The 24,887-nt window shown below is 39.4% G+C and carries 23 protein-coding genes; 13 read left to right on the forward strand and 10 right to left on the reverse strand.

Features of this window, described 5'->3' with window-relative positions; translation table 11 throughout:
- Positions 1 to 233: 233 nt before the first annotated feature.
- From ATS71_RS11110 to ATS71_RS11125, 4 genes are all read right to left on the reverse strand, one after another.
- Positions 234 to 716, reverse strand: a complete 483-nt coding sequence (locus ATS71_RS11110; protein ID WP_058404883.1) for a putative 4-hydroxy-4-methyl-2-oxoglutarate aldolase — start codon at positions 714 to 716, stop codon at positions 234 to 236.
- Positions 717 to 719: 3 nt separating this feature from the next.
- Positions 720 to 1,373 (reverse strand): TetR/AcrR family transcriptional regulator, encoded by a 654-nt coding sequence (locus ATS71_RS11115; RefSeq protein WP_058404884.1) that lies wholly within the window; start codon positions 1,371 to 1,373, stop codon positions 720 to 722.
- Between the two features lie 231 nt (positions 1,374 to 1,604).
- Positions 1,605 to 2,108: an ankyrin repeat domain-containing protein gene (locus ATS71_RS11120; protein WP_058404885.1), complete on the reverse strand. Its 504-nt coding sequence runs from the start codon at positions 2,106 to 2,108 to the stop codon at positions 1,605 to 1,607.
- Positions 2,109 to 2,166: 58 nt separating this feature from the next.
- A complete protein-coding gene (locus ATS71_RS11125; protein WP_058404886.1) occupies positions 2,167 to 3,699 on the reverse strand; it encodes a catalase in 1,533 nt (510 codons plus the stop codon).
- A gap of 364 nt (positions 3,700 to 4,063) precedes the next feature.
- Between ATS71_RS11125 and ATS71_RS11135 the strand changes: the two genes are divergently transcribed.
- The 5 genes from ATS71_RS11135 (at position 4,064) to ATS71_RS11155 (ending at position 10,836) form a co-directional block, all read left to right on the forward strand.
- Positions 4,064 to 4,732 (forward strand): HAD family hydrolase, encoded by a 669-nt coding sequence (locus ATS71_RS11135; protein ID WP_058404888.1) that lies wholly within the window; start codon positions 4,064 to 4,066, stop codon positions 4,730 to 4,732.
- A 133-nt stretch (positions 4,733 to 4,865) separates the two neighbouring features.
- Complete coding sequence (locus ATS71_RS11140) at positions 4,866 to 6,587, forward strand: purine-cytosine permease family protein (protein ID WP_058404889.1); 1,722 nt, start codon at positions 4,866 to 4,868, stop codon at positions 6,585 to 6,587.
- A 39-nt stretch (positions 6,588 to 6,626) separates the two neighbouring features.
- On the forward strand, positions 6,627 to 8,147 hold the full coding sequence (locus ATS71_RS11145) for a mannitol dehydrogenase family protein (RefSeq protein ID WP_058404890.1): 1,521 nt from the start codon (positions 6,627 to 6,629) through the stop codon (positions 8,145 to 8,147).
- A 2-nt stretch (positions 8,148 to 8,149) separates the two neighbouring features.
- Positions 8,150 to 9,067 carry a carbohydrate kinase family protein gene (locus ATS71_RS11150; protein ID WP_058404891.1) on the forward strand — a complete coding sequence of 306 codons (918 nt, stop codon included), beginning with the start codon at positions 8,150 to 8,152 and terminating at the stop codon, positions 9,065 to 9,067.
- A gap of 302 nt (positions 9,068 to 9,369) precedes the next feature.
- The gene (locus tag ATS71_RS11155) at positions 9,370 to 10,836 is read left to right on the forward strand and encodes a carbon starvation CstA family protein (protein WP_058404907.1); all 1,467 of its coding nucleotides are present in this window, start codon (positions 9,370 to 9,372) and stop codon (positions 10,834 to 10,836) included.
- Between the two features lie 68 nt (positions 10,837 to 10,904).
- Here ATS71_RS11155 and ATS71_RS11160 read toward each other — a convergent pair whose 3' ends face one another.
- Positions 10,905 to 11,432, reverse strand: a complete 528-nt coding sequence (locus ATS71_RS11160) for a TetR/AcrR family transcriptional regulator (protein WP_058404892.1) — start codon at positions 11,430 to 11,432, stop codon at positions 10,905 to 10,907.
- A 202-nt stretch (positions 11,433 to 11,634) separates the two neighbouring features.
- Here ATS71_RS11160 and ATS71_RS11165 point away from each other — a divergent pair, with 202 nt between their 5' ends.
- The 4 genes from ATS71_RS11165 (at position 11,635) to ATS71_RS11180 (ending at position 14,088) form a co-directional block, all read left to right on the forward strand.
- Positions 11,635 to 12,258: a glutathione S-transferase family protein gene (locus tag ATS71_RS11165; RefSeq protein ID WP_058404893.1), complete on the forward strand. Its 624-nt coding sequence runs from the start codon at positions 11,635 to 11,637 to the stop codon at positions 12,256 to 12,258.
- A 77-nt stretch (positions 12,259 to 12,335) separates the two neighbouring features.
- Complete coding sequence (locus ATS71_RS11170; protein WP_058404894.1) at positions 12,336 to 13,028, forward strand: cupin domain-containing protein; 693 nt, start codon at positions 12,336 to 12,338, stop codon at positions 13,026 to 13,028.
- Between the two features lie 103 nt (positions 13,029 to 13,131).
- The gene (locus ATS71_RS11175; protein WP_058404895.1) at positions 13,132 to 13,512 is read left to right on the forward strand and encodes an STAS/SEC14 domain-containing protein; all 381 of its coding nucleotides are present in this window, start codon (positions 13,132 to 13,134) and stop codon (positions 13,510 to 13,512) included.
- A gap of 171 nt (positions 13,513 to 13,683) precedes the next feature.
- Positions 13,684 to 14,088 carry a hypothetical protein gene (locus tag ATS71_RS11180; RefSeq protein WP_058404896.1) on the forward strand — a complete coding sequence of 135 codons (405 nt, stop codon included), beginning with the start codon at positions 13,684 to 13,686 and terminating at the stop codon, positions 14,086 to 14,088.
- 95 nt (positions 14,089 to 14,183) lie between these two features.
- Here ATS71_RS11180 and ATS71_RS11185 read toward each other — a convergent pair whose 3' ends face one another.
- The 3 genes from ATS71_RS11185 to ATS71_RS11195 form a co-directional block, all read right to left on the reverse strand.
- Complete coding sequence (locus ATS71_RS11185; protein ID WP_058404897.1) at positions 14,184 to 15,131, reverse strand: carbohydrate kinase family protein; 948 nt, start codon at positions 15,129 to 15,131, stop codon at positions 14,184 to 14,186.
- A 127-nt stretch (positions 15,132 to 15,258) separates the two neighbouring features.
- Positions 15,259 to 17,655 (reverse strand): TonB-dependent siderophore receptor, encoded by a 2,397-nt coding sequence (locus tag ATS71_RS11190; RefSeq protein ID WP_058404898.1) that lies wholly within the window; start codon positions 17,653 to 17,655, stop codon positions 15,259 to 15,261.
- Positions 17,656 to 17,822: 167 nt separating this feature from the next.
- On the reverse strand, positions 17,823 to 19,052 hold the full coding sequence (locus ATS71_RS11195; protein WP_058404899.1) for an MFS transporter: 1,230 nt from the start codon (positions 19,050 to 19,052) through the stop codon (positions 17,823 to 17,825).
- Positions 19,053 to 19,228: 176 nt separating this feature from the next.
- On the opposite strand from ATS71_RS11195, the gene gtfA reads away from it, so the two are divergent.
- A complete protein-coding gene (gene gtfA / locus ATS71_RS11200; protein WP_082653620.1) occupies positions 19,229 to 20,698 on the forward strand; it encodes a sucrose phosphorylase in 1,470 nt (489 codons plus the stop codon).
- Between the two features lie 52 nt (positions 20,699 to 20,750).
- On the opposite strand, the gene ATS71_RS11205 is transcribed toward gtfA, so the two are convergent.
- Positions 20,751 to 21,782 (reverse strand): LacI family DNA-binding transcriptional regulator, encoded by a 1,032-nt coding sequence (locus tag ATS71_RS11205; protein WP_058404900.1) that lies wholly within the window; start codon positions 21,780 to 21,782, stop codon positions 20,751 to 20,753.
- A 393-nt stretch (positions 21,783 to 22,175) separates the two neighbouring features.
- On the opposite strand from ATS71_RS11205, the gene ATS71_RS11210 reads away from it, so the two are divergent.
- Together ATS71_RS11210 and ATS71_RS11215 are read left to right on the forward strand one after the other, a co-directional pair.
- Entirely contained in the window at positions 22,176 to 23,063 is an 888-nt protein-coding gene (locus ATS71_RS11210; protein WP_058404901.1) for a tetratricopeptide repeat protein, read from the forward strand.
- Positions 23,064 to 23,265: 202 nt separating this feature from the next.
- Positions 23,266 to 23,682, forward strand: a complete 417-nt coding sequence (locus tag ATS71_RS11215; RefSeq protein WP_235591471.1) for a nuclear transport factor 2 family protein — start codon at positions 23,266 to 23,268, stop codon at positions 23,680 to 23,682.
- A 55-nt stretch (positions 23,683 to 23,737) separates the two neighbouring features.
- Here the strand turns inward: ATS71_RS11215 and ATS71_RS11220 are convergent, their stop codons facing one another.
- A complete protein-coding gene (locus tag ATS71_RS11220) occupies positions 23,738 to 24,238 on the reverse strand; it encodes a hypothetical protein (protein WP_235591472.1) in 501 nt (166 codons plus the stop codon).
- Between the two features lie 295 nt (positions 24,239 to 24,533).
- On the opposite strand from ATS71_RS11220, the gene ATS71_RS11225 reads away from it, so the two are divergent.
- Positions 24,534 to 24,833: a hypothetical protein gene (locus ATS71_RS11225; RefSeq protein WP_058404903.1), complete on the forward strand. Its 300-nt coding sequence runs from the start codon at positions 24,534 to 24,536 to the stop codon at positions 24,831 to 24,833.
- Positions 24,834 to 24,887 lie beyond the last annotated feature (54 nt).

The raw sequence follows: 24,887 nt of genomic DNA on the forward strand, positions 1-24,887 counted from the left end.
TTATTTTTATTTACACGGCATTAATGCACTTTTAATTGGTGACTTTGGTTTTAGCAAACTTAGTATAAGCAAAACAGATGCCAAAACTTTATTCTTGTCCGATTGGTCAGGTTTCTGGGCGTTGCAGAGGGGTATTTGTAATTTTAACGTTTAAGAATGGGTGTTTTTAAGCGTAAAACAAACCAGTTTGGTGCAATGCTGCACCAAGTTGGTTTGTTTTTTACATGAACTTATTAAATAAGGGGGGTTTTACTAATTATTAGGCCATTAACGTCGGCGTACAACCAATCGTTTGGCGCTATTGCGGTGCCTAGCATATTAATAACTTGGTCTTGATCGCCAAAACCGCGCTTAAGTGTGCTGCGAGGGGTTGAACCAAGGGCCATGACCGGTAAATCCATTGTTGCAAGTATTTCTATATCGCGGCAACAACCATTTATTACAACACCTTCCCAGCCATTTTGTAGCGCGCGTTCGGCCATAATGTCGCCAATAAAAGCAAAGCGTTTGCTAGCAAATCCATCAATTACTAACACTTTACCTTTGCCATCTTTATGTAAAATATCGGCGGCAAACGAATTGTCTTCTGGGCAGGTAACGGTCACTGCTTGGCCACTAAAGGTGGTTTTGTTACCAAAGTGATGCAAGCCACTATCTGCTACTTGAACCGAGTTGCGGTGATCGTCGAATAGGTCGGGGGTTGTAAAGTTTTCCATGTGTTAGCTCTCATTTTGAACGGGTATTTTTAAGCCAATACCTTTTAAAATTATGTGGGCAATTGATTGTGTTATTTGTGCCACGTCGGTTTTGTCATATTCAAGTTTATTCATTACCAAAAGTACTTCTGCCTGAAAGTCAGCGTAGTATTGTGTTGTTGACCAAATAGTAAATAAAAGGTGATGGGGGTCTACTTGGTCTATTTTTTTTGCGTCCATCCAGGACTGAAACACATCAATTTTTTGTTTAACCCAAGGGCGGGTATTTGTTCTAAAGTAGTTTTGTAAATACGGTGCGCCCCGTAAAATTTCATTGGCAAATAAACGAGATTGTAGAGGTTGGTTTACAGCAAGTATCACTTTACTTTTTATGTAGTTATAAAGCACTGCAGCAGGATCGTCTTCAGCGGTGACGTTATCAAGGCCTAAGTTCCAGTTTGCTATTATGCGGTCTATCACGGCTTCGTAAAGGCCGTCCTTGCTTTTGAAATAATACAGTATGTTAGCTTTAGGCACGTTCGCTTCTTTTGCAACCATACTCATGCTTGCACCGTCATACCCATTAAGAGAAAACAATTGCTCGGCAGCATTTAAAATAAGCAGTTGGTTTTTTTCCCGAGTGACTTCTTTTTTATTTGGTTTTGTTTGTGTGGTCATTATTTATTATGCGAGTTTAACGTGTTGATTGATTGTAGCTTTACTGACCGAAAGGTCAATTACTAAAGTGGCTTCAACACTTAAATACACACATTAGCTAATGCTTCGGCTAATGACGTTTACTAATTTATTTTGAACTTTACTAAGTCCACTGGATTACAATTCTCGCGCCCTGATCAAATAACGGCCAGTTTATAATCGTGTTAATTCACAAAGATCAACAGCCCCTTGTTATTTCTTTTCATTATTTACCTGCGCTAACAAGTCGAGTACTTTTTGTTGGCCAAATGTTTGTGCAAATTGCTCGGCTGTTTGACCGGCTTTGTTTTGATGCGCGTTATCGCAATCAAGGCTAACGAGTGTTTTAGCTATGCTAAATTCGCCTCTAAATATTGCGGCCATTAGCGCTGTGTTACCGCGGTTGTCTTCAAGGCAGGCATTAGCGCCTAATTGCAGTAACGTATTTACGGTGTTTTTATTACCATGGTAGGTGGCAATCATAAGTGCGGTGTAACCTTTATTGTTGTAGCTATCAATTGGTATACCGGCATCAACAAATTGTTCTATTACTTGTGTGTCGTTTGTGCGTGCTGCGGCAAAATAGTAAGCAAATAAGCTGTTGTATTGGGTTTGTGCTGAGTCTTGGTTTTGAGCCGTTGAAGTAGGGGCATTTTGTGCCTGCAAGTGTGTGCTTATGCCCAGTAATATGACTGTTATGAATATGAGTTTACGCATAATTAGTTACCTTTGAAAAAGAGGAAGGAGAAGTCCTTCCTCTGGGTTGGGAAAATTATTAAAGTTTAGCGGCTAATTGTTTAACCATTTTAATATCGCCATTTACGGCTTTAGTTAAACGTGTGCCGTACTCGCTATCGGCTTTGTAAAAGTGGCTTAGCATTTTGTGTTTAACACTGCTGTTTTGCACTTTGCCTAAGTCGCCAGCTAAGTTATTGACTAAGTTAGTGCGTTCTTGTTTGCTAAAGCCGCGGTACAACACACCCGCTTGTGCAAAGTTGTGCTGCTTTTTAATAGCGGCTTGTTGTACAAAGCCTTTAAGCTCGGTGTTACTTCTGCGTGCAATTGGGTTTTCTACTACGTTTTCGTGACTTGGTTGGTAGTTCACGTTACTTGTTGTATTGCCGTAGTTCATTGCGCCGTCTTGGTTGTAGTTAACTACATCAACTTTTGCACGGTTAATTGGCAATTGCTGGTGATTAGCACCTAGGCGGTACATTTGTGTGTCAGAGTATGAAAACACTCGCCCTTGTAATAGTCTGTCTTCAGATGGCTCAATACCTGGAATTACATTTGCCGGCGCCATTGCAACTTGTTCTGTAGATTGGAAAAAGTTAGTTGGCATACGGTTTAGAGTCATTGTGCCTACTTTAGTTTCTTTAACGTCTAACCACATTTTTGTTGCATCCAGTGGGTTGTAGTCAAAGTCACCTAGTTGCGATGGGTCAAGCGTTTTAATGTACAGATCCCACTTAGGGAAGTTGCCTTTATTTATCTCTGCATAAAGGTCGCGTGTTAGGTGTTGAAAGTCTTTACCTTGTACTTCGGTTACTTCTTTTGCATCAAGGTTGTCGATTCCTTGTTGGCTTACCCAATGAAACTTAACGTATTTTACATCACCTGATTTATTAATCATTTTATAAGCATGCACACCCCAGCCGTCCATTTTACGTAGGCTTGCTGGTGTGCCGTAGTCGCTGTATACCCACGTTAACATGTGAGTAGAGCCTGGTTCGTACGAGAAAAATTCAAATAAACGATTAGGATCTTGAATGTTATCAACCGGCGATGGTTTTAACGAGTGAACCATATCTGGAAATTTAATTGCATCACGAATAAAAAATACTGGCAGGTTATTACCCACTAAATCCCAGTTTCCTTGGTCTGTATAAAACTTAGTTGCAAAACCACGTGGGTCACGGAGTGTTTCTGGGCTGCCTTTTGAGTGGATCACAGATGAAAAGCGAACAAATACCTCTGTTTCTTTACCTGCCTCAGTAAATGGCGCTGCAATAGTTAAGTCGTCTAGTTCTTTAGAAGCAACAAAAACGCCATGTGCGCCTGTACCACGGGCATGTACAACACGCTCAGGAATACGCTCACGTGCAAAGCGTTGTAATTTTTGAATTAGGTGCACGTCTTCGAGTAATACACTGCCACGCTCACCAGCAGTAATTGAGTTTTGGTTATCGCCAACAGCTGCGCCGTTATCTTTAGTAAGTGTCGTGGCAGCGCTTGCAGGTAATGCCATAGCGAGTGCTAATGCGCTTAAGGTTAATTTAGTTTTTGTTGTGTTTATTTGTGTTTTCATTGTCGACCTCGTTATTTAAATGTGCCGGCAGTGTTGCTGGCTGTTTAACTGTTAACGAGTGTATGGGTAAAATTAACTTCGGTAAAATTGATTGTTTAGATTGTATTAATCATAAAAGTAGATTGGCGTATGCAGTAAATACACTTGCTATGAATACGGCATGCGATTTTAGTCGTAACAGTTAAAATTAAAACTAATAAAAATCAACAGCTTTTTTATTGAGGTGTTGATTATTTAAGCTATGTAGCGAGCTTTTAAGTTCACAACGTGTTGACATATTATAATAATAAAGAGAATATGCTCACTTGCTGGGCTTATGCTCAGTTTTGTGTTTGCATAAAACTAAATGCAATAAGGTAGAAAAATGAACCCTAAAATTGAACTGGTTATTTTTGACTGTGATGGCGTTGTAATTGACAGTGAAGTTTTAAGTGCGCAAGTGCTCATCGATATGCTTGTTGATAAAGCTGTGTTTATTGACCGTGCTTATGTACAAGAACATTTTTTAGGATGCAACTTTAAAGCAGTTACTCAAAAGATAGCTGATGCATTTAATGTTGAATTGCCTGAGCGATTTGAAGCTGATTATAGAAATGCACTTTTACATGAGTTTGAAACAGCCCTAATGCCCACAAATGGCATTAAAGAGGTGTTAGCTAACTTAGCTATGCCTAAGTGTATTGCAACAAGTAGCAGCCCAGCAAGAACAGAGAAAGCGTTAAATGTTGTTAAGTTGAGCCATTATTTTGACGAGGTGTTTACTTCGAGTGAAGTAAAAAATGGAAAACCTGCGCCGGATTTATTTTTACACGCCGCTAAAAAAATGGGCGTTAACCCAGTTAATTGTTTGGTAATAGAAGATTCAAAAGCCGGTGTGAGTGCTGCGATCGCTGCAAATATGCAAGTACTGCATTACAGCGGTGGGGGGCATATGCAAGGTGCAATTAATTTTGTGCATAAGGCATACCCACATGTTGATCACCTAACACATTGGCACATGTTTTATGAAATGTATCCAACACTAAAAGTATAGAAAAACAGCGCCAATTTGTCCCACACTGACACGAATTGAGTTGTAAAAAATAACAGTGTGAGTGCTTAGCTGCTCACTCGACCAAATACACCGTATTTGGCAAGTTTTACTGTGTTTATAAATAGGAAGTACCATGGCAACGAGTCCACACACACACACATTTAAAGATGTAAACGAGGAGCAACTTCCGGTTGCTAATAATAAGCTTCATGGTTGGAAGCACTTTGCTGGCTTATATGCAGGCGAACATGTTGCAGCCACAGAGTTTGTTATTGGAGCAACGTTTGTTGCACTTGGCGCATCTACTATCGACATTTTATTAGGTTTATTAATTGGTAATTTATTAGCTATGTGTTCTTGGTGGCTAATTACCGCACCTATTGCAGTAGAAACGCGCTTAAGTTTATATAATTATCTAAATAAGATTGCCGGTAATTCAATGACTAAGCTTTACAACTGGGCTAACGTCATTATTTTTAGCGTTATATCGGCCGCAATGATTACTGTATCGTCTACGGCGGTGCGGTTTTTATTTGATATTCCAGCACAGTTAGATTGGTACCCAAATAGTTTAGCGTTTGTGGGTATTGTTTTAGCCGTTGGCTCTATTGTTGTGTTTGTGGCTATGTATGGGTTTTCTACTGTTGCCGACTTTTCTAAAATTTGTGCGCCTTGGCTATTTGTTATTTTTATAGCGGGTTCGTTTGCACTTTTTCCTGAACTTTCAAATCATGTAATTGGGTCAACCTCATTAACAAGCTTTAGTGACTTTATGACCATTGGCGACTCTTCTATATGGACGGGCACGAATGCCGAAGGAGAACCAGGAATAGGTTTACTTGAAGTTATTGGTTTTGCGTGGGCTGCAAACTCTATTACTCACTTTGGTTTAATAGATATGGCTATTTTTAGGTTTGCTAAGCGTAAAAGCTATGGTTTGTTCTCGGGCGTAGGCATGTTTTTTGGTCATTACTTGGCGTGGATCTCGGCCGGCATTATGGGCGCAGGTGTTGCTGTACTCCTTAAAACCACTATTTCATCACTTGATCCGGGTGATGTGGCCTACCACGCATTAGGCTGGACTGGTTTTGTTATTGTAATTATTGCCGGTTGGACTACAGCTAACGCCAATCTTTATCGTGCAGGATTGGCTGCACAATCTATTTTTGTAAATCATTCTCGTGAACGCACAACCGCTATTGTTGGAGTTGTCACAGTGATAATTGCATGCTTTCCGTTCGTATTTTCTCAAATGTTGCCACTGCTTACTTATGCCGGTTTGTTAGTTGTGCCTGTCGGGGCAATTGTATTTGCTGAGCATGTATTGTTTCCAAAAATTGGTTTAACCCGTTATTGGGCTAAGTATAAAAATATTACACGCAGCGTACCGGCTATAGCGTCTTGGGCATTAGCCTTGGTGTTCGGTTTTGGCTTAAATGCGATTGATGTAATGTCGTTTTATTATTTGTTTATACCTACTTGGTTTTTCACCATTGTAATTTACACGCTGTTAGCCAAAAAATACGGTGCTGGCGAAGATTACAAACAACACATTGCCGCTGAAGAGCAAGAGCAAAGTGACATAAAAGCGTACCAAGCGGCACAGGCGAAAGATATTCCAAAGCCTGTAATCGATAGCTCATTTTTTACCAAAATACTTAATACGGTTTCTACTATTTCACTTGTCATTATTTGTATATTTGCCAGCCAAGTCATGTTTTTTAGCGATACCATGAGCACATACGGCGCAAATAAATCACAGTTTGAGATAGCGTGTTTTATTTGTACGGTTATTTATTTTGTTACAGCCTACTGGTCGTTAAAGCGCCACAAAGCGCTTAATGCTGCATTGTAATTTACCTGTTTTTTAATTTTGTTTTAGTAAGGCCGCACCATGACACAACATCACACTGACGCTCTTGTTAAAGGGCTAAACCAACAAAGTTTGGCATACATGCCAAGCCATGTAGATGCACCCAATTACGACCGTAGTAACGTAAAAGCAGGCATAGTTCATATTGGTGTTGGCGGTTTTCACCGTGCTCACCAAGCTATGTATATTAATGAGTTATTAAAAACACCAGGTTCAGAGCAATGGGGTATTTGCGGTGTTGGCCTACTTGAAGCAAACCGTGGACTTCGCGATGTATTAAAGCAGCAAGACTACCTGTATACGTTAACGGTAAGACACCCTAATGGGAAAATAGACAATACCGTTATTGGCTCTATGATTGACTTTTTGTTCGCACCAGAAAATAAACAAGCAGTTATAAAAAAATTGGCGCATCCCGATACTAAAATTGTGTCGCTAACCATTACTGAAGGCGGTTACAACTTTAACCCAGTAACGGGTGAGTTTGATTATGAAAACCCGGATATAATTAACGACATTAATAATCCGAACGATCCTATTACCGCATTTGGATATGTAGCCGCTGCGTTAAAGCTACGTAAAGAGCAGGGTTTAAAAGCATTTACTGTACAGTCATGCGATAACATTCAACACAATGGCAATGTAACGCGCAAAATGTTACTTGCTTTTACAGCAGAGCAAGATGCAGAATTAAGCGAATGGATTGAAGAAAACGTTTCGTTTCCCAATGCAATGGTAGACCGCATTACACCTGTTTCTAAACAAAGTGATATTGACTACGTGTCAGATACATATGGTGTAAGTGATGCTTGGCCAATTACCTGTGAGTCGTTTTCGCAGTGGGTAATTGAAGATTCATTTTGTGACGGGCGCCCAAATTGGAATAACGCCGGTGCTCAATTTGTAAAAGATGTAACCCCTTTTGAAACCATGAAAATTCGTTTATTGAATGCAGGCCATTCGGTACTGGGTTTACTGGGTTCTGTACATGGCTATGGCACAATTGACGAAACAGTATCCGATCCTTTATTTGCAAAGTACCTACGTGCGTTTATGGATAAAGAAGTAACGCCTAACCTAGAGCAACTAGAAGGCATTGATATTGAAGTGTACAAAGACACGCTAATTGAGCGTTTTGCAAACCCTAACATTAAAGACAGCTTATCGCGTATTTGTTCAGAAAGTGCAGCTAAGCTACCTAAGTTTTTAATTGCCACTATTAACGAAAACCTGGCACAAGGGCGTGATGTATCACTTGCTACATTGGTTATTGCTGCATGGTGTTTTTACAGCGACAAAGAAACAGATGAGCAAGGCAATAGCCTTGAAGTAATTGATTCAATGCAAAGCGAGTTACATGAAGCCGCGGCTAAAACGGCTACTGATTCGCTGGCGTTTTTATCGCTAACAAGCTTATTTGGCGATTTAAATACGCAAAGCGCATTTACGTCTCACTACAAAAACAATGTAGACGCGTTATACGCACCTGCAAGTAAAATTAAAGCAATTATGAAAAACGTGCTTGAGCCTAAAGGTAACTAATAATGAGCATTTTAATTGATTCTAAACAAGGTAAAGACGTAAGCGTAAGTTGTTTTGGCGAAGTGCTATGGGATTGTTTTGCAACAGGTAAACGCTTAGGTGGTGCACCATTAAACATGTGTGTGCGCATTAATTCATTAGGTATTAAAGCCGATATGATAAGCGCAGTAGGTAACGATGAATTAGGTACTGAGCTTTTAAGCAAAATTAAAAGCAAAGGCGTTAGTTGCGATTATATTGCCGTTAATAAAGACAAAAAAACCAGCACCGTACAAGTTACTCTCGATAAAAGCGGTTCAGCCAGCTACGAAATAGAAGCCGACACTGCGTGGGATAACATTGAGCTTACTGACTCACTCATTGAAAAAGTACAAGCCAGTGATGTATTTGTATTTGGTAGCCTAATTGGCCGCAGTGAAGCCTCTCTTGCTACGTTAAACCAGTTGGTTGATGTGGCTAACTTTAAAGTGTTTGATGTAAATTTACGGGCACCACATTACACATTAAACACGCTAGTAGATTTAATGAATAAAGCCGACTTCATAAAATTAAACGATGAAGAGCTTTATGAGATTGCCAAAGCAATGGGCTGTAAGTTTCATTCACTTGAGCAAAACTTAGCGTTTATTGCAGAGCAAACTAACACCGAATACCTTTGTGTAACCAAAGGCAGCCACGGTGCGCTACTCACTATTAAAGGCGAGAATTACTATAACTCAGGCTATTTAATTAGTGTTGTAGACACAGTGGGCGCTGGGGATTCATTCTTAGGTTCATTGATATATCAGTTATGTAGCAGCGATTGTGCTCAGCATGCGGTTGATTTTGCCTGTGCGGTAGGGGCTATGGTTGCAGAAAGTGCAGGTGCTACACCTACATTGACTCATCAACAAATTAACGAATTTATGCGTCCTCTTTAAAAATAATTGTGTGTTGAAAGCGGCTCAAGCAATATGCTTAGCCGCTTTTTTTTGCCGAAAAATTGTGTGGTAAACACACATTGTGAACGTTTAAATAGCTGCATTCGAGAGGTTTAAAAACGAGCTTTTAAATTACTTTATAAATTGAACAAATCATGAGCGATTACGACTATGGCATTAGCTAAACGTCTAATTGTTTGTCACAAACAGCTTTGATACTGTTCCAAGGTTATTAGGTCAACATAATGCGGAGCGATTCACACTGCGCTCCTAAATACACATACAAAAGAGAAACGTGCTTTATGATTATCTTTTTTATTTGCCTCACCATATTAATTTTGGGGTATAAGTTTTATAGCCCATTTGTAGAAAAACAAGCAGGCATGGATTCAACGGTTGACACACCACAAAAGCGCTTTAGCGAAGGTGTTGATTACGTGGCTATTCACCCTGTGCGTGCCTTTTTAATTCAATTTTTAAATATAGCCGGTGTAGGCCCTATATTTGGTCCAATATTAGGAGCATTGTACGGACCCATAGCGCTTGTATGGATTGTGCTAGGTAATGTTTTAGGTGGTGCCGTACATGACTTTTTTTCAGGTGTAATGAGTATAAAAGAAGACGGTAAAAGTTTACCTGAAATAGCTGGTCATTATTACAACGTTGTATTTAAAGGCTTTATGCTTATATTTACCGCTATGCTATTGTTCTTCGTTGGCGTTGTATTTATTATGAGCCCAGCAGGTCTATTAAGTAACCTAAACCTATTTGAAGGTACATTTTTAGCCAACAATACTTTTTGGGTTTTAGCTATATTAGCGTATTACTTTTTAGCAACGTTGTTACCAATTGATAAAATAATTACACGTTTTTACCCCATTTTTGGTTTGTTAATGATTGTAATGACTGTAGCTGTTGCCGTGTCGTTACTCATTAACGCGCCACATTTACCGGTTGCTGGCGATTTCTTGGCGTATTTTGAAGCCGACCACGCGCATGACTTTTTAGCCCCAAACCCCGACGGCTTACCAACTTGGCCTTTGTTATTTATAACTATTACCTGTGGTGCAATTAGTGGTTTCCATTCAACGCAAGCTCCTATTATTGCTCGTTGTTTAACAAACGAAAAATATGTGCGCCCGGTGTATTATGGTGCCATGATGTGTGAAGGTATTGTTGGTTGTGTTTGGGCGCTGGCTGGTATTGCGGCGTTCCCTGAAGGTTATGCTGGTTTAAAAGCAATGCTTGACCAAGGTGGTCCAGGCTTAGTTGTAAACCATATTGCAAACAGTTACCTAGGAGTATTTGGCGGTATTATGGCAATTATTGCGGTTGCTGTTTTCCCAATTACTTCAGGTGATACCGCGTTTCGTTCATTGCGCTTAACCGTGGTTGATGCCTTTAATATTCCGCAAAGTATACGCAATCGTTTATTACTCGCGCTCCCTATTTTGACTATCGCTTATTTTATGACGAAGTTAGATTTCTCATTAATTTGGCGTTACTTTGCGTTTTCAAACATGCTGCTGTCTACTAGCGTATTGTGGTTAGCGACCAAGTATTTGTTTGACCGTGGTACATTTCATTGGATTGCCAGTGTTCCTGCGGTAATTGCAACGGCTGTTACCTTGTCGTATATCACAACAGCTGCAATTGGTTTTAATTTATCAAGCGATTTAGGTAAACCTATTGGGGCAGTTGTAGCGGTCGTTGGCCTAATTATACTTGCTATAGTGCATGCTAAGCACAAACCGAGCCCAGCAGTTTAAATAATTTCCGTGTAAGACTAAAAAGCGAGCTATATAAGCTCGCTTTTTTTATGCGTTTAATCGTGTGGTTAATTACTGTCTCGCGTTGCTAAATCAAAGTAGCTATGATCGTCGAGAGTTTTACTTATCATCATTGCCCCTTCAAGCATACTTACTGTTTGAATAGCGGCTTTTTGTGGGTTTTCGTCACCATTAACTGAATGCGCAGCGCTTAGCCATGTTAAATTTTTAGTAAAAAAGCGTTTTACTTCTATACGTACTTTTTCTGGTAGGGTGTCGCTTTCGGCACCAAGTAAACCACATAAACACATTTTTTTATCGGTTACTAGCGCGCCCCTAAATAACGATGTGTAAAAATCGATGGGATCTTTACCTTGGGCTTTTAACTCAGCGGGTTCCCCTAATGAAAGCAGAAACGCATCGGTATATTGATGCGCAAGTTCTGCGCCCAAATCAGCTTTGGTAGGGAAGTGGTAATGTACACTTGCGCTTTTTATACCCACTTCGTTAGCAAGCTCTCTAAAGCTAAAATTGCTGTATCCGCCTAGGCGTACTTTATTTTCTGCCGCTTTGAGTAGGGCCTCTTTTTTGCTCATGTTTCGTTATCCTATTCTTGATACTAAAATTATCGACCAGTAGATAGTTATTATCAAGCCTTAATGTTTTTATAAATAAAAATATGAATTTTCAATCGTTTAAAAATTTTTGGCCTACATGGCTGTTTTAAAGTTTGACTTACTTTAGTTTAAGGAATATAAATACCTATCAGTAGATAGGTTAATTAGAAAAGGTCCCACAATGAAAATTTATGATGTAGAGAACTTCCCAAATCCGCTTCGCGTTCGTATTGCACTGGCAGAGAAAAATGCGACAGCTGATGTTGAATTTATTTCAGTAGATTTACTGAATGGTGAACACCGAACAGAGGCTTTTTTAGCCAAAAATCCATTAGCAGGTGTACCAGTATTAGAGCTTGATGACGGAACATTTATATCTGAATGCACGGCAATTACTGAATATATTGATACTGCTTTTACAGGACCATCATTGATGGGCATTTCGGCAAAAGAGCGCGCAGTAATAAATATGATGCAAAAACGTGCTGAGTCTATGGTACTTGATGCCGTTGCAACGTATTTTCATCATGCTACTGATGGTTTAGGCCCAGAACTTGAGACATATCAAAATGTTGAATGGGGCGAAAAGCAAGGTGAAAAGGCGCGTAGTAGCCTAAACTATTTTAACGATATACTTGCGCAAACAACGTTTGTTGCAGGTGACAGTTTTAGTATTGCCGACATAACCCTTTATGCTGGATTAGTGTTTGCTGGGTTCGCCAACATTGCATTACCGAGTAATTTAACCCATTTACTTGCGTGGCAAAAAGCAGTTGCAGCACGGCCGAGCGTAGCTGGCTTGTAAGTGAAAGTGTGTTCAATAGGCCAATTAAACTCGGTATATTGAGTTTAATTAGCAAAACATCAATGTAAGGAGCAAGTATGAAAATAGCAGCCGATTTCAGCCAGCGTGTGGTGGTGCACAGTAATACATTGCCGTGGGTAAAGTCGCCTATGGTTGGGGTTGATAGGCGACCACTTGATCGTATAGGTGACGAGGTTGCGCGCGCAACCAGTATTGTGCGTTATGCACCTGGTAGTGAGTTTTCGCCACATATTCATACCGGCGGGGAGGAGTTTGTTGTATTAGAAGGTGTTTTTCAGGATGAACATGGTGATTTTCCTGCCGGTTCGTACATCAGAAATCCACCGCAATCAAGGCACAAACCGGGATCTGAGAAGGGGTGTATTATTTTTGTAAAGCTTTGGCAGTTTCAGCCACAAGATAGAACGCATGTTCGGTTGCAGACTGATTTTATGGGCAGCGTTGCGCTCGCGACACAACCTGGGATCACAATAACACCTTTATACAAAGATGAGTTTGAGGAGGTTAGCTTAATTCATTTAGCGCCTAATGCGCAGTTTGTTCTAGATGCAGAGTGTGGGGCTGAAATGTTAGTTATTGAAGGCACCGTGACAGAAGGGACAGACTTGCTTGAAAAACATAGCTGGTTGCGCACACCAGTGAGCACTAAGCTTATGGCTAAAGCAGGCAAACTGGGTGCGAAGTTATGGGTTAAAGAAGGGCATTTAACCGATGTAGAAAACCAAATTGCGCGAGTGCAGCAAGCTTAACTAACCAAGGCTCAGGATAACTGCTGTTTTGTTGATTTGCTTCATGATTGATTAATATAAGGTGTTTTATGCTCAAAACTTAATATAAAAATGAGCAAATACCATGGCAAATTTAACTCCTAGTTTAACACTTGATATAGAAGGCGCAGGACGCGAATTTTTCTTAACTTTAAAAGCCGTTGGCAACTTAAAATACGACGATTACGAGTCAATTACCTCTGAGATTGATACAGCGCTTCGAAAGGTAAACAAGCCTATTATTAATGTATTAATAGACGGTATTGATATACAAGGCGTAGGGTTAAAAGCTGTGTTTGACGATTTTCACTTGGGTATAAAGCACAATTCGGCGCTAAATAAAGTGGCAATTTACGGTAATAAAAAATGGCAAGCGACTGTTGCAAAAATTGGTAACCGTATTATTTGTGGTGAAATGGTTTACTTTGAAAATGCCACTGCCGCTATTGAATGGCTTGAACAATAGTTTTAAATAGGTTGTATGATTTTAGGCTTAGGGCAGCGTTATTAGACTAAAGTCTATAAGTTAGATTTCTTCACGTATTAGTTTTGTTTTTATCGTTTGTCGGTTTTACAGGGATCCTCTAAAGTTCAGTTGTCGGCAACAAGCACGACTTAACTAAACAGGATTATGACCATGAAAACACTTATCAAAACTATCGCTCTTGGCTCACTATTAACATGTTCAGCTGCTGCTATGGCTGATCAAAGTGATTACAAATTAATGGTTATTGAAGCGCAAACCGCGCCGCAGCCACTTGAGCAATCTTTTAATAGCTGCGCACTTAATGTTAAGTCAAAAAATTACGCTGAAGCTGATGAAATTTGTACTAAAGCAATTGCACTTTTACAAGATGCAGATGCCCCTAAATTTAAAGTTCGTGAGCTTACATCATTCGCGCTAAGTAACCGTGGTATAGCTCGCTTAAAAGCTAAAAACGAAACGGCTGGCCTTGCTGATTTATACGAAGCAAAACAACTATCTAACAATGATATGGTATCGCACAACTTAACACGTGCTAAAGAAGAGCTTGCTTTATAAGCGCTTAAATTAGTAATTGTAAAAAAGCCCCTGTAGGTATTTACCTACAGGGGCTTTTTTAGACTAACTTTTAAACTACTTCTGAGTGTATTAGCTCAAAGTACATCGTCTAAAACGGGCAATGCAGGAAAAGCACCCTTTGATAAACAAGCTTTTGAGCCACAGCGAAGGCCAAAACTTAATGCGTCTCTAATTATTTGTTCGTTGTTGAGTTTGTCGCTTGGTAATAGCGTCTCGTGGTAGTGATTTAAGTGATATAAAACACCTGCAATAAACGCGTCTCCGGCACTGGTTGTATCTACTGCGTTAATAATTGGAGCGGCTTCACTTACGGTAAACGTTTTATGGTAAACGGTGGCAGGCTCAGGTCCATCGGTTAAGAAAACTAAACTAACACCCAGCTCTATAAGCGATTGTAAATATTCATCACCTGACTGATTGGATTGTTCTGCTAAAAAATTTAACTCATCACGAGATAATTTAATAACGTCGCAATGGGCATAGCAGGCACGTACATTAGGTTCAATATCACGAATGTTATGCCAAAGGCTGTATCGTAAATTTACGTCGAAGCTAACAAGTTTATTATGACTTTTTGCTTGTTTTAGAGCGCTTATTGTTGTGTTTGCAATGGCAATACTTGTAAGCGTATTTGAGCAAAAATGCAGGGTACTTATTTCATCCCACTGAATTTTTTGTAAATGTTCATGGGTAAGCAGTAGATCGGCGGTGTTATTGCGGTAAAAATTAAAGCTACGCTCGCCTGTTTCATCTAGGCTGACAATAACCATCGCTGTTTGCGCATTTTTTATAGTAAATAAATACTCTGTGCTGACATTATAGTGCTTTACTGCGTTAGTAAGTTGTTTTGCAAAGTAATCATCACCCATACCACCACAAAAAGCTGCGTTTCCGCCCAACTTTGCATAACCTACTGCTACGTTTGCAGGTGCGCCACCAGGAATAGGTAAATAAGCTGTGTTGTGTGAGTCTTGTGGCAACATATCAATAAGCAGCTCGCCAAGGCTAAGTAATTTGGTCATGTTATAAATCCTAAAAAACCTAGCCAGGCTAGGTTAAATTTACGGGAGAGTAATAAAGTTTGAGCTAAGCGAGGAATAAAGCGCTGAAATAAAACTGCATTTCAGCGCTTAACACACTCAGACTCGGTTAGTTAAACGCGTATTTAAGCGTTAATGATGTAGTACGGCCATTAATTGTACGTGCGCGAATAATCCCGTTTGCTGGTACTGAACCTTCCTCTGCTTCTGTAATACCGACTGTGTCAAATAGGTTATTTACATTAAGCGCAAGGCTAAGGTTTTCAGACAGGTCGTAGCTTACAAAGCCATTTACCTGCGTGTAACCATCAAATTTAAGGTCATTGTTATCTTGCGCGTAGGCATCAGTTGTACCAATAAAGCTTAAACCTGCTGCACCTTTTTCATAGCTGTAACGAGCCATTAGTGAGTAAATTAAATCAGCTTGACGGCGTGGCGTATTCCCTACAACGTCAGGTGTTAGGGCATCTTTAGCTATTTCGGCATCAGTCCACGTTAAGTTACCACGAAAATCCCATGCATCCATGAAGTATGTTGATTCAAGCTCAATACCTTTGGCTTCGTATTCACGGTCAAAAAACGTTTGTGATGTTGCTTCAAAGTTTTGTTCTTCAGTTTCTGCGTAGAACGCTGTTGCAAATACCGATAGCGAGTCAAAACGCTTTTTAACACCAAACTCAAACTGATTTACTTCATCAACTGCATCTTCATCAGCTACTGAGCCATCTGAGCGTACTTTACCAAATAAAAGACGATCAGCGTTTGCACGTCCGCCTTTACTGATACGTGCAAATGTTGCAAGGCTAGGGTCTATTTGGTAGTTAGCACCAATTGAGTAAGACGAATAGCTCCAGTCGTAATTTACTGGGCTTGCATTCGCATGATCAATACCTACAACGCTTTGCTCGGGTACTGAAATAACACCATCACGGTTCATGTCTACAGTAGAGGTTACTGCTCCTGCGTAATTACCGCGTGCTTCACCGCTGTCATAACGCGCACTTGCATCAATACTCAAGTCACCAAGTTTAGTTGAGAAAGCAACATAAGGTGCACGTGTGTCGTATTCAGTGTCGTAATCGCGTTGACAACAGTTGCCCCAAAATGGCGTGCCGTAAGCGTATAAACCGTTTTCAGAAAACTCAGTGCCGTCGGCTGCGGTTACGTTTAACAGTGCGGCATTGTCACCTTTAAGCTCCATAACGTAAGAGTTCCATAACCACGACATAGCTATGTTTTGTGTTGATGCGTAGTAACCAAACGTAAGGCTTGTGTCATCGTCAAACGATTTTGTTAGTTTAAAGTCGTTAACAATAGAGTCAAAGTCATTCATTGTTACGTCAAACGTATGGATGCGCATTGCTAAATCGCCATTGAATGCGTCACCTGTATTTGCGTTACTAAGTGTTGCGCCTGCTCCACCAATGCTTGCTGCCATTGCTGATGCATCACCTACTTCAGCAGGGATAATAGAATTAAAGTTTCCGCTAACTGATGACTTACGGAAACGGTTTTCAATACGCCAGTCGTTGTCTAGGTCAAATACAGCTTCAAAGCCAATAGAATCAACATTTGGGTTCATGCCATCGCGAATGTCACCATTGCTAATTTGATTTTGACCATTTAAGCGAACTGTTTTAGTAAATAAGGCTGAATGCGGTGTATCTGACTGAGAGTCAAACCCTGGAACTGAATCACCATTTGAGTACATTGGCATTGGAAGGTAGCCAACGCTTTTGTCGTCTAAGTGTTTGTAGTAAAGGCGCACATAGCCGTTCTCGAAATCTTTAGTCAAATTAGCTTTTATTTGACCACCTTTATTTGACGTGTAACCTGTTTCACGTGGGCCTTCACCTTGGCGTACAAAACCACCTACATGAAAGCGAACGCTGTCAGTTAAATAAGTACCGTATTCAAAATCAGTACGGACACTATCGAAATCTAGGCCAACAGTGGTTGCAACGCTGCCCGATTCGTTTTCGCCGTTTTTAGAGATAAAGTTGATGATACCGCCCGGTGCATTACTTGCTGCTGTAGACGCTGAACCACCACGAATTGACTCAACCGTTTGTACCGTATTGTCGAGGCGCATAAAAATATCAGCATTACCAAAAGCGATGTCACCGTATTGCAGTACAGGTAAACCGTCTTCTTGTAACTGTAGAAATTTAGCGCCACCTGATGCAACCGGTAGACCACGAACTGCAATGTTTGCGTTACCTTCACCGCCAGTAGATTCTGAACGGATACCCGGAATGATTCTAAATGCTTCAGCGGTAGAGCGAGGTGTTGAAACTTGAACTTGTTCAAGCGAAACACTGCTTACTGATACGCTTGAAGCCATAATAGTTGTACGGCGTGGAACACCGGTTACAACGATTGTTTCAAGTCCTTTGTTTTGTGATGCTTCTGGCTGAGTTGTTTCTGCTTCTTGAGCATTAATGCCTTGGCTTACTGCAAGTGCTAATGCACTGATTAAATATAAAGGAGTGTTGTGTGTTGTCATGTGAACGCCTCGTTATGTTGAACCTAAGTGGTTATTTATTTTTACTTAATCGATTAAGTAAAAATAACAAAATTTTTACAAGATGCAAATTATTTTATTGTTAATTTGCTCTTTTTTTACTCACCCATTGATTTTTAGGGTAATTTTTTTGTTAAATAATTATCAAATTAATTAGTAACTACGTTATTTTGTTCTAAAGCTGATGCTGATGGGTCGCGTAAATAATTAAAAAGCATAGCCAAAAATAAAATAACAGCAAAACCGGTTGCTAAATAAAAGCCATAACGTACGTGACCAAAGTAATCACTGATCATACCCATTAAAAGCGGTGCTAATGCTGCTGACAATGCGGTGAAAAATAATATAACGCCAGCTACGGCACCATGTTGTTGAACAGGGAAACAGGAAATGCCTTTAGAATTTAAAGTGGGGTAAACCATTGACATAAATAAACCAGAAAGTGGAAGCAATCCTACAGCCCAATCTACACCGCCGATTAATGTGCCTACATAGCACAGTGCTATGCCAAGGCTCAGGTAGGTCATTACGCTTTGCCAACTAAAGCGATTTAGTAACCATACCGCTATAAAACGACCCGCTGCGCGGAGTATAAAGAATATGGTTAGTGCGTATGTTGCAAGTAATGGCCATGAACCTGTGTAGTCTTGTAGTAGTGTTGGCATCCATACATAAATAGCCACTTCGGTAGCTACATATAATGCGATGGCCATTGAAAAGCCGAGTGCGTAAGGGTTTTTAATCATTTTCATGGTAGTGGCAAGTGAAGCGGGTTTTTCGGTTGTTTTTACAACTGGCGGATAATCTGCTCGCCATGCTAGAAGAGCAAGGATCAAACACATAACACCGGCAATAATGTAAAGGTATGTCCAGCTTACATTTTGAACGAGTAAAATACCTACCAGTGCAGGACCAACAATAGCACCTATTCCAAAAAAGCCTTCTACCTTGTTCATTGTTTTGGTGTGTTCTTCGTTACTGTGTGAAATATCACCCAATAATGCTAATGCACCTGTTTTAAATAAGCCGATTGCCAAACCAATACAGCAAAGGAGTACCAAGAAAAAATTAAAACTAGAACTCACTGAAAATAAAAAACAACTCGCAGAAAAAATGAGTAAGCCCAGCATAATGGTTTGCTTTCGGCCTAGGCTGTCGGCTAAAAATCCTAAAAATAGTCCACTAAAAGCAATTAAAGCCATTGGCGCATAATGAAAGGCACTGGCTTGGGTCATACTTAAACCAAAGTCTTTTATGAGCTCAGGGATGATCATGCCGACCGCATCAGAGGTCATGGCAAACATAAAAAACATCATGTATGTGAGCCAGCGTATTTGTCGCAACGGATCGCTGCTTGCTTGTGTGTGTGATTTTGTCATTTTATTTAATCCTCGTTAAATGCAGGCTAATATGCGTTAAGTCAGTTAGTTACTTAGTGAAGTATTATTCATGCAACGATAGTTGTATGTAAAATTTTTAAAAATTACTTGTAAATTCTTACTCTCTAGTTAAAGATATATCTTAATCGATTAAGTTTCAACATGGTAATCACTCAATGATGCAAAACAAAGTTCAATTGATCACATATGCTGATCGAATCACTGGTCAAGACATTAATGCACTCACTACACTTTTAAACGGTTTTTTAAAAGGCGTATTTGGCGGTGTGCATTTGTTGCCATTTTATAATCCAATTGACGGCAGTGATGCTGGCTTTGACCCTATCGACCATAGCGAAGTAGATTCAAGAATAGGTTCTTGGGAAGATATTAAAGCGCTAGGTAATAATCATGATTTAATGGCTGACTTAATTGTTAACCATGTATCGGCGCAGTCTTTTCAGTTTCAGGATGTGCTTGCAAAAGGTAAAGCCTCTGAGTTTTGGGATTTGTTTTTAACCAAAGAAGACGTATTTCCAAATGGCATGAGCGACGCAGATCAAAAAGCAATTTATCGTCCTCGCCCTGGTAGTTGTTTTACACCAATGAAATGTGGTGATGGCGAAACGTACGATTTTTGGACTACGTTTACCGATAATCAAATTGATATTAATGTAAAGGTAGAGGCAGGCGTTGCGTATTTAAATAACGTACTTACCAAGTTCTCGGCTAACAATGTAAATATTATTCGCTTAGATGCAGCGGGTTACGCTATTAAGCAAGCGGGTACTAACTGTTTTATGCTAGATGAAACGTTTGGTTACTTAGATAACTTATCTAAGCAAGCAAATGAATTAGGTATGGAAACAATTGCTGAAATACACAGCCATTATCAAACTCAGGTTGAGGTGGCTAAGCGCGTAAACATGGTTTACGACTTTGCACTGCCGCCGCTTATTTTACATAGCTTATTTAACAATGACGTTGATGCACTTTTGAAGTGGCTAAAAATATCACCACGTAACTGTTTAACTGTTCTCGATACACATGACGGTATTGGTATTATTGATGCAGGTCCAATGGGCGATAAACCGGGTTTATTAAACGCTGAGCAAATTGATAACCTTGTAGAAACTATGCATGCAAACAGCAATAATGAAAGTCGACAAGCAACAGGAGCTGCTGCAAGTAATGTTGACTTATATCAAGTTAACTGTACTTATTATAATGCGTTAGGCGCCAAAGATTTTGATTATTTATTGTCTCGTGCCATTCAGTTTTTTGCACCAGGTGTTCCACAAGTGTATTACGGAGGCCTATTTGCATGCGAAAACGATATGGAACTTTTAGCAAAAACAAACGTTGGCCGCGATATTAATCGCCCATATTTAAATGCAGATAAAATAAGTCAATCACTTGATAAGCCCGTGGTAAAAGGTTTAATTGAACTAATTAAACTTCGTAACGAGCACCCTGCGTTTTCGGGCGAATTTTCAGCGCAAGGTGAGGGCAGTATGTGTTGTTTAATGTGGCAACTTGGTGAGCAATCAATTTCATTAAGTGTAGATTTTGAAGCAAGAACCGCTCTCATAACACAAGTAAATGGCGAAGAAGAAACATCGATAAGTTTAGATTCTTTATTGTAACGAATAGAGTTTTGCTTAACAAAAAGCCAAGCTAGATAGCTTGGCTTTTTTATTAGCTGCTGGCACCAATGTCGAGCTCGTAGCTGACTTCTTGTAATTTGTTTTCTTTAGAAATAAATAAGTTTGCAGCAATTACGCCTTTTTCTTCACTGTTTTGATGAATAGTACTTAACCGAGGCACAAACCGTGCTGCTTCATCAATCCCATCAAATCCTACAATACGCAAGTCTTTACCAATTTTTATACCTTGCTTGATTGCTTCTCGCATTGTGGCCAGTGCAATTAAATCACTCATACAGATAATAACGTTAGGGCGAGGTGAGGCTGATAAAACTTCTTTTGCAGCTATATTAGCAAACCGTTCACTGCTTTCAGGTATGTTCCAAATACGATCGTCAGCAACATTAATATTTGCCTCAATTAATGCGCGCTGATAGCCACGTAAACGCTGGTGAGAAATTGACTCTCCGGTTTTAAACTCGTGATGTTCATAAACGCGGCATAATACATTTTCATCGAGAAGTCTCAGCCCTAAGATAGCGACTTTATCGCTTATATCATGCAAAACATGCTTGGCAATCTCGTAGCTAGCTTGTTCGTTATTGATGTTAACTGAAGCATTGCGATTAATGTCAAAATCTACAGTAACGACGTGTTTTGGTGTTGTTTTAAGTTGTTCTACTAATGCGTGGTTACGAGGACGACCGTAACAAATAAAACCATCTACAAAATCAACAACACTATTAAGGTTATTATTACTGCCAGAGAACAACAAAACGTTAATATTGTTTTTTTCGAGTACTGAGGTAACGCCACGCATAAAGCTGCTGGCGACTGGGTCCGACACCATGTATTCCACGCTGTCGGGTAACACTAAAGCGACAATGTTAAAGGTACCGTTTCTTAACGATTGCGCCGCTTTATTTGGACCAAAGTAACCAAGCTCTTTGCAGGCTTTGAGTATCGCTTCTCGGCGCTTTTCAGAAAGCTGATCTGGACGATTAAATGCATTAGATACCGTTGCATTAGACACACCTAGCTCTTTAGCAATACTTTTTAAGGTCCATCGAATTTGTTTACTCATTAATTACTCTTTGCCGAAAAACTACATTACATAAATTAACATATTGTGCTGTTTAACATAATAAAAAATTGGGTTTCTAACGTTAATCTTTTAGTTATTTGATAACCGTATTTAGATTTAACAAGCGATTAGTCATGTAATTAATTTACCCCTACACAAAAAAGGTGTTTTAATAATATTTGGCGGCTTAAATGAGTGGAAAAATTAAATTATTATTACCCGATAATAATATTTAAAAGTTGCAAACTCTAATTATGCGGTGAAACTTAGATATATATTATGGTTTTAAGTTATAAACAACGTCAGTATGTTCTTGTAATTATAAGCTTGATTTTTAAACAAACTGTTGTAATCTAAATCAGGTACACCAAAATCATTACCATGGAGAGAACAATGAGAATATCTAAAGCTTTACCTTTGATTATAGCGTCGGCTTTATCAGCTAATTTTGCTTATGCAAACACAGACCAAGGGGCAGATGCACTTCCTTTGTGTGAAACTGCTGAATGTACATCGGATTTCAAAAAGCTCAGAAATTTTGCCATTAACGGTAGTAGCGAAGCTGCTAGCTTACTTGCTATTGCTTATGCAAATGGTGAAGGCGTAAGCCAGGACGATGCATACGCAAGAAAGTTTATGTTAAGAGCTATTAAGTGGAAAGACCCTTTTGCTATACATCAGGCTTCGCGTTGGTATAGAACCGGGCATATCTTTGATAAAGATATAGCAAGAGCTGATGAGTTATTAAACCGAGTTGTTGATAGAGGTTTTCCGCCAGCTTTGGTAGATAAGGCAAAACAATTGTTTGCTGAAAATAATAAAAATTCAGACAAATTAGCATTCGACTTGCTAATAAAAGCAAAAGAGTCAACTTACTTACCTGCCTATGAGTTGTTAGCTGTTTTTTATGAACATGGTATAGGCACTGAAGCTAGTTTGTATCAGTCAGCTAAAATGCATAAAACGCTGGCTATTCGTGGTCATGAAGGTGCGCAAGAAAAATTAGATAAATTAGTTGCAATAATTGAACAGCAAAATATAAACATTGACGGTTTAAAGGTAAGTCAAGACATTGAGCGTTTAGATCCTGTTTTATTGGACGTCCATTCAGAAATTAAAGATTTGATTGCCAAACTAAAGACTACGGATTATGACGGTAGAAGCACTGTTTCTAGAATACAAGGTCAGGCATGTTCAGATGCGGGCAATGGTTGTTATATACAATTTAATAGAAACTCTCCAGGCATGATACCTTATGTTGTTACAGGTACATCGTTTTAGAAATTGATAGGCCTTGACCGTTTGAAAAAGGAGAGCGTATGCTCTCCTTTTTTTGTATTCAAGTAATTTCACTTAATTTTATTTTGCAATCTGCTTTAGGTTATATTTGCTGCTTGCTAGTGTTGTATTTTTTAAGTTTTCGTAGTCATTTTCACAACTAGCTTTTTTACTACCCAGTTTATTTTCAAGGATGTTGATTGTTATGAAAGTTGTATCAATGCTTACGCTGTTTAGCCTTTGTTATGCGAGTGATGCGTTAGCGTGCTCTGCAAGTAGCGACCCTGAACACGTTGTGCAAGCGCAACTAGAGGCTTATAACGCGCGAAATATAGCGCTATTTGCAAGCTGTCACTCGGCTGACATAAAAATTAAAAATAGCCAAAAAGGCGCTCCTGACATTATTGGCCAAGAAAGCTTGATAAAAGCGTATCAGTTTTTAAAAACGGCGCCAAAATCTTTTAAAGTGATTCTTGAAAACCGAATTGTGAATGGTCCTGTGGTCGTTGATTATGAGCGGTTAACTGGGCTTGGTAAAGGTAGAGATGATTTGTTTGCCGTTGCGGTGTACGAAGTGCGCAATGGCAAAATTGTTAACGTATGGTTCCCACCGACTAAATAAAAACGGTTTGATTCAAAACACCTTGAGCCGAAACCTACATCAAGGTGCTTTAATGTTACCACTTAAGCATATTTTCTATAACCTTTAGCTTATCGTTATAGCTTTTAATGCCAGAGGCATGCAGTAACGAAACCGCACTAAACGAGACAAGCTTAACTAACTGCTTATGTTGGCATTTCATTAATTGAGTGAAAATATGGCACACCTTAGCTGGTTTAAACTGCTTGGGCCGTTTAATTTGCCATTGATCAATCCCTTCTTTTGGTAATAAACATGGAACATGACCTGGGTATGCTTGCCAAGGCGAATCTAATGCTTCGGGGAATGCATAGCGTAAAAAATCATGATAAAAGCGATGTTTTCTTACCTGCGCTGTGGGCTGCGACAAAACATGACGAAGTACTTTCCAAGAGTAAAAGGGCAGGCAAAAATCCATTTGATATTCATCCACTTTATCAAATGGGATGGCTAAATGGTGATGCTGATCGTTAAGTAACAAAAATAAATAGTAAGCTTTTTCAAGAGGGATATCTCCAAACTCTTTTAATGAAGTCACGATATTAGCCTTTAAAGTGGCTTGCATTTTATCAGCATTATGGATTATTGAGTTAGCCCAGATGCACAATAAATTCCAAAAAATTTCGCCATAATCCGTACCTATAAGTCGTTTTGTTATTAATTAGGTATCAAGGTTTGTACCAAGATTAATTAATACTTTGCTAGAGAGTCGCGGTACAAACTGAATTTACCTTTTTAGGTACAAATTAATTGCCTTAAAACATAAGACTGTATAACTTCGTAAGGTGAAAAAGTTTTATAAAAGTAAATTTATGAATTAGCAGGAAAGCCGAATGAACAATAAAATACTTAAATCATCTACTGCTACGTACCAAAGTGGTGTGGCAAAAGTCGATGGTAAATTTTATGTAACGCAAGGTCAGGTACGTTTTGAGCCATACAATGAAAGTGCTGGTTTAGGGCCTTATACATTATCACGAAGCGCAATTATTAAAATTGAAAAATCAGTCGGTAAAGGGGCGGGGATTTTGCCACTTACACATGATGCAATAACAATTACTTTAAAAAATAATGATAGTTATGATTTTATTTTAGCTAACCCCGATGAATGGATTCGTTTACTCAAGCATTAAATGATTGGGGTCTGTTGACCTTTCAGGTTAAATCTTCAGCAGCCTGTTTAGTGT

Origin of the sequence: Pseudoalteromonas sp. H71, assembly GCF_001468485.1 — a bacterium.
Classification (GTDB): domain Bacteria; phylum Pseudomonadota; class Gammaproteobacteria; order Enterobacterales; family Alteromonadaceae; genus Pseudoalteromonas.